Genomic DNA, 10998 nt, shown 5'->3' with positions numbered 1-10998 from the left:
ACTAGAAATTTCTTATAAAAAATCAATCATTCAAAACCTAAAATTTCGAGACTTTGATATCTCACAACTGTCAGTCTGAGGCTCTCGAAGACATATAAGCTAAAAAAATCCTTATAAAAGATCAATCCCTCAAAACCTGATACTCCCGGTCTTCAATAATATTGATAGCCACCACATTTTCCGCATTTTTTATCAACCGCAAACAATCAGAACTCAAATGTGTCAAGCGCACAGTTTTCCCTTGACTTTGATACCGTTCCGTGATTTTATTCAGAATATCAATCGCAGACATATCCACCACACGACTTTCCTTGAAATCAATAATCACATCTTTTGGGTCATCCATCACATCAAATTTCTCCGCAAAAGTCGTCGTAGAACCAAAAAATAGCGGACCAAAAATCTCGTAATGTTTTACGCCATTATCATCAATATATTTCTTAGCACGGATTCTTTTTGCACTTTCCCAAGCGAACACCAAAGCGGAAATGATTACACCAATCAAAACTGCCAAAGCCAAATTGTGAAGGAAAACGGTAATCAAAGTTACAACCACCATCACAAAAATATCAGACTTCGGAAATCGCTTTATCGCTTTGAAACTTGCCCATTCAAACGTTCCAACAGAAACCATTATCATTACGCCAACCAAAGCAGCAACTGGCATTTTTCCAATCACGGGTGCACCAAAAAGGATTATGAAGAGAATAACCAAAGCAGCGATTATTCCAGACAATCTGGCTCTTGCGCCAGCCGAAAGATTCACCAAAGTCTGTGCAATCATCGGACAACCGCCCATTCCGAAAAAGAAACCGTTGAGAATATTGGCTGTTCCTTGTGCAACGCATTCTCTGTTGCTGTTTCCTTTGGTATTTGTCATTTCATCAACCAAATTTAAAGTCAACAAACCTTCCGTCAATCCAACCGTTGACATTATCAAAGCAAACGGAAAAATGACCTTCAAAACTTCAAAAGACATCTCCACATTTGGAATGTGAAACGGTGGAAAACCACCAGCAATATTAGCAATATCACTCACTGTTTTAGTGTGAATTCCGAAAATCATTACCAAAGCAAAAGTGACCGCAATTGCCACCAAAGAAGCCGGAATCTTCTTTGTCAATCTTGGAAATAGTAAAATAACAGAAATCGTCAACGCGACCAGACCGAGCATCACATATAAAGAACTTCCAAACAACCAACTTTCCGAACCTTGAATTTTAAACTGATTGATTTGTGACATAAAAATGACAATCGCCAAACCATTTACAAAGCCGTACATCACAGGTTGCGGAACCAGCCGAATGAATTTCCCCAACTTAAAAATCCCCACGAAAATCTGAATGATGCCAGCCAAAACCACGGTAGCAAAAACATATTCGATGCCGTGAGAAATCATCAATGGAATCAAAACAATCACGGTTGCACCAGCGCCACCGGAAATCAATCCCGGTCGTCCGCCAAAAATTGCTGTGACCAATCCCATTATGAAAGCGGCGTACAAACCTGTCAACGGCGAAAATCCAGCAAGAATGGCAAACGATAAAGATTCCGGAATCATCGTCATTGCAACGGTGAGTCCAGCGAAAATTTCGTTTCTGTAGTTTACTTTTTGAGAGAAATCAAAAAGGTTGAGAACTTTCTGCATAAGAATTTGAAAATGCGAAATTAGGAAGAAACTTGGGAAAGTTGTTTGTGTTGTAGATAATTAATTTCCTTGTAGATAAAGCTGATTTTGCAGATTCGTTTTCATTAATAAAATCTGCTCAATCTGCTAAATCAGCTAGAATTTTTGATTACTCAGACAATTTCATTTTCAGAAAATAAGCCAATCCCAATCCAATCAAAACAATCGCAATACTGAATGGGAAAATGTAAGCCAATCCAAAAGCATCAGCCACACCGCCAATCAAAGGACCCGTGATTCCCAAAGAAATATCGATGAACAATCCGTAGCCGGCCAACGCCGAACCTTGATTGGAAGACGGAACAGTTTTCATCGCCATTACGCCCAAAGCTGGGAATATCAATGAAAATCCTAATCCCGTGATTCCTGCGCCCACGAGAGCTAAATATGGGTGAGTCGCTAAACAAATGATGGTCAGACCTAATGTTTCAACCGTCAAACTGGCAATCGCCACATTGATTCCGCCAAATCTGTTAATCGCATTACTGAAAATCAATCTCGAAACGACGAACAAAATCCCGAAAACCGACAGACACAGCGCGCCGTTTTCCCAATGGTGAAAGTCGTAATAAAGCGTTATGAACGTTGAAATCGTGGCAAATCCCAATCCGCCCAAAGCCAAACACATCCCGAATGGTGCAACTTTTCCAAGCACGTTCCAGAAAGATTTTTGAGCTTCTTCGGATTTTTTGCCGGTTCGGTTTTCTTTGGTTCTGGCGAAGAAATAGCCTATCAATCCTAAAATGACAATCAGAATTCCCAATCCATAAAAACTGAAATTCTTCACAATCACAACGCCCAAAGATGCGCCCAGAGCCAAAGCGCCGTAGCAGGCAACGCCATTGTAAGAAATGATTTTGGCGGTGTATTTTTCACCAAGACTCATAATCGCCCAATTGATGGGACTTGCGCCAATCATTCCTTCTGCAGAACCTGTCAGCAAACGGGTGAAAATCAGGAAAACCAAACTTGTGATGGGAGAGAACTTAAAGTAAAACGCCAATATCAAAATAATTCCGGTCGCCGAAAATCCCAACATACTTCCAAGAACTGCGGGTTTTGGACCTTTGTTGTCCACGATTTTTCCGGAATAAGCGCGCATCACAAACGTCATCACATACTGAAGACTAATCACAATTCCCGCCACCAACATACTGAATCCCAAACCTTGATGAATGAAAATCGGTAAAACGGAAAGCGACAATCCGATGATAAAGTAACCAATAAAAGTGAAAAATATATAAGAAATCAGGGAAGTTGCGGTGTTCTCTGAGTGGTCAATCGTTGCATCCATATCATTAAAATAATTTGCAAAGATACCTCGGAAATTGATTTTAGAGAATTTTCTGATATTAAGAAATGTATAATTTTTCACCGAATCAGAAAGGGATTTTTTCTAATAATTTGCCAAAAATCAGTAACTTTCGGCTTCTAACTCAAATTAGACCATTTTAAAATTAATTTCCATCATCAATGACGAAGCTTCAGAAGTTAAAGAACGCCATTCAATACATCATCAAAGAACCAAGTTTGCTCAATATCATTCTCGATTTGAATGATATTAGAAAAAAGGAATTTCAAAAAGATTATCCTCAATTTTTAAGTCTTCCGGAGGTTTCTTTGGACGAGATTTCGGGTGGAAATTTTGAAGCGGAAGTTGATTTATGCATTTTGGACGGTGGTTCGCTTTCTACGGATTTGGCTTTGTTAAAGACCTTAGCCAAAGGAAAAAACTCGTATTTTGAGATTGGAACCTGGCGAGGCGAAAGTGTTTGGAACGTTGCGAAAGAAATTGAAGATTGTACCACGCTCAACCTTTCCAAAAAAGAAATGGAAGCGATGGGCTGGAACAAGAGATACGCGGAACTTCACGGCATTTTATCCAAGAAAAATCCAAAAATCCTCCATCTGGAAGGCAATACCAAAACCTATGATTTTGCTGTACTGCATAAAAAATATGATTTGATTTTCATCGATGGCGACCATTCTTACGAAATGGTAAAACACGATACAGAAAGGGTTTTCCAGCATTTGGTTAACGATGAAACGGTGGTTGTATGGCACGATTACGCTTACAATCCGGAGAAAATCCGATATGAAGTTTTCAAGGCGATTTTGGATGCGTTGCCGAAAGAATTGCATCAAAATCTTTATCATCCGCAAAATACGATGTGCGCAATTTTCACCAAGAAAAAATATAAAACTTCAACGTTTGAAAGTCCGAAGACGCCGGAAGTTTTGTTTGAAGTGAAATTAAAGTCAAATCAATTTTAAAAAGCTTCCCTTCGACAAGCTCAGGATAAACTTCGCCTCAGCCTGACAACCATCAACTAACAACTATCAACCAATTTGAAATTTCTCATCATCATTCCTGCGCACAACGAAGAACAGAGCATTGCTTCGTGTTTGGAATCTTTGCAAAAGCAGAGTTTTCAGGACTTTACCTGTGTGGTTGTGAATGATGGTTCTACCGACAAGACCAAAGAAATCGTAGAAAACTTCCAACTTCAAACTTCTAATTTCCAACTTTTAAATCTCCAAACTTCTGAACATCAGCCTGGTGCAAAAGTGGTGCGGTCTTTTAACAAGGGTTTGGAATCTGTGGATTGGAAAGGTTTTGATGTGATTTGTAAGTATGATGCAGACATTGTTTTTCCAAGAAATTACCTTGAAAAAGTCAATCAGGTTTTTGAGGAAAATCCTAAAGCTGGATTGGTTTCCGGCTTGGTTTACATCAGAAATTACAAGCAAAATCCACAAATTAAAAATCTGAAATTGCCGAGCGAAAATCTCTTCGATTTCAGTAATAAAAATCACGATTGGGTTTTCGAAAATCTGTCTTCCAAAAATCACGTTAGAGGTCCGATAAAAGCTTACAGGAAGGAATGTTTTGAAGCGATGAATGGACTTCGGCCCGTTTTGGGCTGGGACAATCTGGATGTCTTGCTGGCGAAAAAACACGGTTGGGAAGTGGTGACTATCAAAGATATTTGGGTCAAACATTTGCGCCCGACAGCTTATAAATACAAAGACCAGAAAGCGGAAAAACTTGGACAGTATTTTTACAATATTGGCTTGAGTTTGCCTCTGGCGATGATTTCTTCAGCTAAATCTTCTTTTAAAAATCGTTCTGCGAAAGAGTTTTTCACAACGATTAATTCTTTTTTGAAACAAAATGAAAAACGGGAATTGAACAAAGAGGAAATTAATTTTATCCGAAACCTACGTTGGAAAGAGTTCTTCAAAAACTTCGGATTATGAAGAAAATCGCTTACATAGAACTCGATACACACGCCGAATTGGTTAACAATTTTTTCGAATTAACGAAAAATTCAAGTGAGATTTCTGTGGATTTCTACTTCTCCGAGAAGGTTTTCAAATTATTAAAACTTGAAGGTCACAACATTTTCCTCACAGATTATTCTGAACTATTGGAAGTCTTGAAAAAGAAAAACTATGATTTGATAATCATTGGGACCGTTCATCGGCATTTCAATTTTTATAAGGCGATTGGCAAGAAATATAAAACTGCGATTGTAGTTCATAATCTGAACTTTACAAAAGCTTCGAGATGGGAATTATTCAAAAGTATTTTCAAAAAAGACCAACAATATAGACTCAAATTATTCCTGAAAGAAGGACTTTTGGAATCATCCAAAGTTTATCAAAGGGCAAAATATCTTTTGGGAATTGATGCATTGATGTCGAAACAAAATCATCTGAAATTTCTGCCAATTTATTTTAATCAATTTACTTCTGGAAATTCGCAACAAGATTTAATTAAAATTGTCGTTCCTGGTGCAGTTTCGCAGAGTAGGAGAGATTATTATTCGTTCTTTGAAAAGTTGAAAAACTTCGAAGATATCAATCTAAATTACGAAATTATTTTTCTTGGAAAAGCTTCTGGAGAAGAATTGGAAAGATTAAATCAAATTTCTACTGAAATCCCTCAATTTGTTAAAATTCAATATTTTGAAGAAAAATTAAAACAAGAAGAATTTAATAAATGTATGATGAAATCGGACGTTTTATATTGTCCCATTCAAACCGAAACTGAATCCTTTTCAGTCAAGGAAATCTATGGAAAAACTAAAATCAGCGGAAATATCGGCGATGCCATCAAATATGGAAAACCGGCTATTTTTCCTTCAACTTATCCTTCAGATTTAGAATTTATTATCGAAGAGAAAAAAGATTTGCAGTCACAGTTTTCTGAAGTAAAAAACCTTACATTTGATTTCAGCGATTATTCGAAAGAAACAATTTCTAAAAAACTTAACTTACTCGTTGAAAATCTTTAATTAAAATTACATTGATGAAAAATTACACTTTAATAGCAGTTGTTTCCCTTATCACCTTGACTTTAATTCAATTGGCGTATATGTTCCAGCGCTATGGTTTTTCAGAGAATGTCTATCTGGTAACCAATATTTTACAGATTTTGGCCTACGCAGGACTTACTTCTTTTTTCATCAAATTGTATCAAAAACAGAAGTGATATGAACGAGGAATTTAATGAATTGTTCGATATCAAGGAAGATAAAAAAGTGATTTCAAATCTTCCCGTTCAAAAGCAAAACGTGTTGGTTCACAGTATTGTAAGAGTCGTGATTCTAATCATTGCATCGGTTCTGACGCTTGGGATTTTGTTTGTCGCCGCGCTTGGTGGAGAAATTGGTCTTGCTATTCTAGCGCTTGCAATTGTGGTTGCGTGGTTTGGAATTATGATTGCGGAGGCAAAAAACTTAAGAAAGCAAAACAAAAACGACTTGGCCGATGCTAATAATATGATAATAGTTCTCGCGGTCGTGACGGTTTTGTGTCTTTTCGCTTACATTGCCACGATGCATTAAAGCTTATTTCGCTCTCTGGAAACTCTTTCTCAAAACCACTTTCGACCTTCTCAAATGTTTGATGGAATTGAATCTGATTCTTTCATTAAACAAAAACCAACCGCCGATGCAACCAATTGCGCTTCCAATTAAAATTTCTAAAAACCTCATTTGCAATAAGTAATCGGGTTCAAGTGAAGTAGAGCTTCCGGTTTCGGCGAGTAGAATTCCCATTGGTGTGAGAAACATCACGGCCAAAGCGTAATGTCTTGTGATTAATATTTCGACGATAATTTGAAGCGTGATGATGCAAATGCAAATCCATAGGGAAGACGTGACGTAAGAGAAAATCAACCACGCAATTCCAAGTCCGATGGTTGTCCCGATAATCCTATGAAGACCGCGTTTCCAGATGTGATAGCTATTTACACCTTGCAAAACTGCCAAACTGGAAATCGGAATCCAATACGGATAATCTAGATTGAAAAACTTACCCACAAACACCGAAACCAACATACAAATCCCGATGATAAAGGATTCTACGAGATTGACATAAGGATTGATATTAAAAGTGGTAACATTTTTATTTAATTCCTTTTTTGAAATCAACAAACTGTAAATCAAACAAATAAGACAAGCACTCAAAGTTCCAATTGTGAAAATCCCAACTCGTTTTGGAATCAATTCCGGCGCGTGTGGAAGTCCAATCGCCATTGAGGCCATCATTATAAAGAAAAAACTTCCAGGTGGTTTTAGATTAAAATATCTTGCAACAAAGTAAGCAACCATCGATAAAATCCCAAAAACCAAAGATGCAATCCAAAGATTAAAACTAAACGCCAAGCCCAAACTGTACGAAATAATCATCCCAAACGAGCAGACAAACATCTTCATCATCGTTTCGATAAATCCACTGTTGCTGGGAATATAAATGATGACCAATCCTGCAAGACTCGCTGTGAGCGCAGACCTGATGTCGCCCAAAAAGTAGCCAAACATCAACGGGATTCCAACCGCAAGTCCCGCAAGAAAAGGAATGTGCCAGCTTCTCGGTGAAGGTTTTAATTTGAAAAAGGAGAGAAGCTCGTTTTTAAGATAGTCGGATTTCAAGTTTTGGTTTTATTGATTATAACTGTAGCTTGTAACATCATTAATTGCTGGTTCATTATCTGAATAAAAATATTTTTCAATAATATGGATAGGATAATTATTAGAATTATAGCTATTAAAGTATTCTACCCTGTATTTTGATGTACCATTAATTTCTGAAACATTTGTTTGCATCACTTTTAGCAGATTATTTTTACTACCACGAAGATATTTATCTGTTTCATAATTATATAATTTAATTTTATCGAAGCCAAGAATATTGGCGTAAGGTTCTTTTTTATCGTCGTACGAATTACTAACCGTAATCTCTCCTAAAAAAATATTATCAGTAAAATATTTATCTTTTACTTGTACAACATTGTCATTCGAAATAGTGTAAGTTAACTCATCTTTAGCAACAGCGAAAGTATAGTTATATGTTTTTGTACAATTAATTGTAGTTTGATTGGGGTACGAATATTTAAATGTCCTCGTGTAAGGTATATCGCTGGTAGATGTAATGCCGTTTACAGTGACCAACACTAATCTGTCATTTTCATAAACTAAATTAGCTGTTTCATTAACAGTTCCATCAGAATTATAATCTTCAAATTCAGTAATTTTAGTAATCAGATTTCCATTATATGTATAACTTTTTTTATAAGAGTTATGATTGCTTGTAACCTCCACTAATTTATTCCCATCATATTTTAAATTATAAGTAAAATCATTTTTGATGAATTTAGTTAAAAGAACCGGTGTTTCATTAGTATTATCAACGTCATCATCTGATTTACAAGCCAGAATAAATAAAAAAGTAAATGATAGGATAATTAGTTTTTTCATATTATTAGAAGTTTTGACAAAAGTATATTTTTTTCTGCATAAATGACTGTTTTGTTAAATTGTTTTGGGAAAATAGTGAATAAGAAATTCCATAAAAAACGCTATTTTTGTTATCTTAAAATTTCGAGAATAGAATGGATTATCTGAAAGGATTGAATGAGCCTCAGCTAGAGGCAGTTACCACATTACAAGGACCGTTGATGGTGTTGGCAGGCGCAGGTTCTGGCAAGACCCGAGTTCTCACGATGCGGATTGCCCATCTGATAAAAAATGGCGTAGACCCTTTCAATATTTTGTCGTTGACGTTTACCAACAAAGCGGCGAAGGAAATGAAGGAGCGTATCGCAAAAGTCGTAGGTCCAAGTGATGCAAAGTCGCTTTGGATGGGAACTTTTCACTCGGTTTTTGCAAGGATTTTGAGAAGCGAAGGTCACCATCTCGGTTATCCGTCCAACTTCACGATTTACGATATGCAGGACGCACTGAATGTGATGAAGAAGGTCATCAAAGATTTGAACATCGATTCTGATATTTACAAAGCTAAGAAAGTGCTTTCGAGAATTTCTCAGTATAAAAATAATCTCATCACAGTTAACGCTTATTTCAACAATCCGGAATTAATGGAATCCGATGAAAAGGCGAATATGAAATTGATTGGCGAGATTTATAAAAAATATGTCGAAGCTTGTTTCCGAAACGGTGCGATGGATTTTGATGATTTGTTGTTGAAAACCAATGAATTATTGACGAGATTTCCAGAAGTTCTAGCAAAATATCAAGACCGATTCCGATATATTTTGGTGGATGAGTACCAAGATACGAATCACTCTCAGTATTTGATTGTCAAGGCTTTGGCTTCAAAATTTGAAAATATTTGCGTGGTTGGAGACGATGCACAATCCATTTACTCTTTCCGTGGCGCGAATATTTACAACATTTTGAATTTCAAAAAAGATTATCCCGATGCGGTCACGGTTTCATTGGAACAAAATTACCGTTCGACGCAAAATATCGTGGACGCGGCAAATGTCGTGATTTCTAAAAATTTACAGCAATTCAAGAAAAATGTTTTCAGTGAGAATGAAGTCGGGGAAAAGATAAAAGTTTACCGAAGCCTTTCTGATGCGGACGAGGCCAACTTTGTCTCTGCCAATATTTTCGAAAAACACAATACGCAACAACGCCATTTCTCGGACTTTGCAATTCTTTACAGAACCAATTCTCAAACCAGAGCATTTGAAGATGCGTTGAGAAAAAAGAATATTCCGTATCGTGTTTACGGTGGTTTGTCTTTCTACCAAAGGAAAGAGGTTAAGGATTTGCTGGCTTACTTAAGACTTTTGGTTAATGAAAATGACTCTGAAGCTTTGGCGAGAATCATAAATTTTCCGGCAAGAGGAATTGGTGAAACGACTCAAAATAAACTGATTGTTTTTGCAGATTCTCAGAATGTTCCGACAACGCAGGTTTTGGACAATCTTGGATTTTATGCGCCACAATTAGGCTTGAATAATGGAATTTTAACAAAACTCGGAGATTTCTGGGCAATGATAAAGGCCTTCCAGGTGATGTTGAAAACCGATAACGTTTACGATGTTGCGATGGAAGTCGCTAAACGAAGCGGACTCATCAAGCTATTGAAGGAAGACCAAACGCCGGAAGGGATTTCGCGAGTCGAGAATATTCAGGAATTGCTGAATTCGATGCAAGGTTTTATCGAGGAACAAATTCAGATTGAAGACGGCGACCCAAGTTTGTCCAATTTTATGGAAAATATTGCGTTGTCTTCTGATACTCAAAATGATAAGGACGACGACACGAACAAAGTTTCGTTGATGACCATTCACTTGTCAAAAGGTTTGGAATTCCCTGTGGTTCACTTGGTTGGATTGGAAGAAAATCTCTTTCCAAGTTTTATGAGTTCGTCCACAAGGGAAGAATTGGAAGAAGAAAGACGTTTGTTCTACGTAGCTTTGACGAGAGCCGAGAAGGAAGTTTTCTTCACGTACGCCGTTTCCAGATTTCAATGGGGAAAAATTACCGATGCTGAACCATCCAGATTTTTAAGCGAAATCGATTCAAAATATATTGAATTAATCAATCCTTTGAATGAGTTGAAATTCATCAACCGTTCCGGTATCGATTCCAATATCTTCGATGACACGCCTTCCGAACCTCGATTTTTCAAAAAGAAAGAGGAGAAGAAAACGCTGGAACGCAATATCAACGCGCCAGTTCCAAAACAATTGAAACCGGTTGCAACGGCAAAAATAATCAATCCTACAGGGCAATCTTCGCAAGACATCGAAGTGGGAGACAATGTACGACACGACCGTTTTGGTGTTGGAACAGTTGAATTTTTAGATGGAACCGACCCTCAAAACATCAAAGCAAAAGTAATTTTCAAAAATGAAGGCGAGAAAAATCTTATCCTGAAATTTGCTAAATTGACGAAGATTTAAGACAAAAAAAGGCAAACATTCAAAAAGAGTTTGATTTGTAACCACAAAAGTCACAAAGGATTTAGGGGAATTAATTTCTATA

The 10998-nt window shown here is 37.0% G+C and carries 10 protein-coding genes; 6 read left to right on the top strand and 4 right to left on the bottom strand.

Translation table 11 applies throughout. The features are described from left to right. Window positions 1–121 precede the first annotated feature (121 nt). Entirely contained in the window at window positions 122–1648 is a 1527-nt protein-coding gene (locus tag PQ459_11485; GenBank protein WDF45518.1) for a SulP family inorganic anion transporter, read from the bottom strand. Window positions 1649–1796: 148 nt separating this feature from the next. Beyond that, window positions 1797–3062 (bottom strand): MFS transporter, encoded by a 1266-nt coding sequence (locus tag PQ459_11480; protein WDF45517.1) that lies wholly within the window; start codon window positions 3060–3062, stop codon window positions 1797–1799. Between the two features lie 98 nt (window positions 3063–3160). Here PQ459_11480 and PQ459_11475 point away from each other — a divergent pair, with 98 nt between their 5' ends. The 5 genes from PQ459_11475 to PQ459_11455 all read left to right on the top strand — a co-directional run bounded on the left by PQ459_11475 (window position 3161) and on the right by PQ459_11455 (window position 6540). Continuing rightward, window positions 3161–3961, top strand: a complete 801-nt coding sequence (locus PQ459_11475) for a class I SAM-dependent methyltransferase (protein ID WDF45516.1) — start codon at window positions 3161–3163, stop codon at window positions 3959–3961. Window positions 3962–4036: 75 nt separating this feature from the next. Beyond that, window positions 4037–4948, top strand: coding sequence for a glycosyltransferase family 2 protein (locus PQ459_11470; GenBank protein WDF45515.1), 912 nt, complete (start codon window positions 4037–4039; stop codon window positions 4946–4948). Further along, entirely contained in the window at window positions 4945–5988 is a 1044-nt protein-coding gene (locus tag PQ459_11465) for a hypothetical protein (GenBank protein ID WDF45514.1), read from the top strand. Before PQ459_11470 ends, PQ459_11465 begins: the two co-directional genes overlap by 4 nt. Before the next feature lie 14 nt (window positions 5989–6002). Continuing rightward, window positions 6003–6185, top strand: coding sequence for a hypothetical protein (locus PQ459_11460; protein WDF45513.1), 183 nt, complete (start codon window positions 6003–6005; stop codon window positions 6183–6185). 1 nt (window position 6186) lies between these two features. Further along, entirely contained in the window at window positions 6187–6540 is a 354-nt protein-coding gene (locus PQ459_11455) for a hypothetical protein (GenBank protein ID WDF45512.1), read from the top strand. 3 nt (window positions 6541–6543) lie between these two features. Here PQ459_11455 and PQ459_11450 read toward each other — a convergent pair whose 3' ends face one another. Together PQ459_11450 and PQ459_11445 are read right to left on the bottom strand one after the other, a co-directional pair. Further along, window positions 6544–7629: an FUSC family protein gene (locus tag PQ459_11450; GenBank protein ID WDF45511.1), complete on the bottom strand. Its 1086-nt coding sequence runs from the start codon at window positions 7627–7629 to the stop codon at window positions 6544–6546. A gap of 9 nt (window positions 7630–7638) precedes the next feature. Beyond that, window positions 7639–8454 carry a hypothetical protein gene (locus PQ459_11445; GenBank protein ID WDF45510.1) on the bottom strand — a complete coding sequence of 272 codons (816 nt, stop codon included), beginning with the start codon at window positions 8452–8454 and terminating at the stop codon, window positions 7639–7641. Between the two features lie 134 nt (window positions 8455–8588). Between PQ459_11445 and PQ459_11440 the strand changes: the two genes are divergently transcribed. Continuing rightward, the gene (locus PQ459_11440; GenBank protein ID WDF45509.1) at window positions 8589–10916 is read left to right on the top strand and encodes a 3'-5' exonuclease; all 2328 of its coding nucleotides are present in this window, start codon (window positions 8589–8591) and stop codon (window positions 10914–10916) included. Window positions 10917–10998 lie beyond the last annotated feature (82 nt).

Origin of the sequence: Chryseobacterium sp. KACC 21268, assembly GCA_028736075.1 — a bacterium.
Lineage (GTDB): Bacteria > Bacteroidota > Bacteroidia > Flavobacteriales > Weeksellaceae > Epilithonimonas.
This window is presented reverse-complemented; position numbering and strand designations above follow the sequence as displayed.

Excerpts from the sequence above, each read along its gene's own strand:
- PQ459_11485 (WDF45518.1), bottom strand. The coding sequence starts at position 1,648 with ATGCAGAAAGTTCTCAACCTTTTTGATTTCTCTCAAAAAGTAAACTAC.
- PQ459_11475 (WDF45516.1), top strand. The coding sequence starts at position 3,161 with ATGACGAAGCTTCAGAAGTTAAAGAACGCCATTCAATACATCATCAAA.
- PQ459_11465 (WDF45514.1), top strand. The coding sequence starts at position 4,945 with ATGAAGAAAATCGCTTACATAGAACTCGATACACACGCCGAATTGGTT.
- PQ459_11460 (WDF45513.1), top strand. The coding sequence starts at position 6,003 with ATGAAAAATTACACTTTAATAGCAGTTGTTTCCCTTATCACCTTGACT.
- PQ459_11455 (WDF45512.1), top strand. The coding sequence starts at position 6,187 with ATGAACGAGGAATTTAATGAATTGTTCGATATCAAGGAAGATAAAAAA.
- PQ459_11445 (WDF45510.1), bottom strand. The coding sequence starts at position 8,454 with ATGAAAAAACTAATTATCCTATCATTTACTTTTTTATTTATTCTGGCT.
- PQ459_11440 (WDF45509.1), top strand. The coding sequence starts at position 8,589 with ATGGATTATCTGAAAGGATTGAATGAGCCTCAGCTAGAGGCAGTTACC.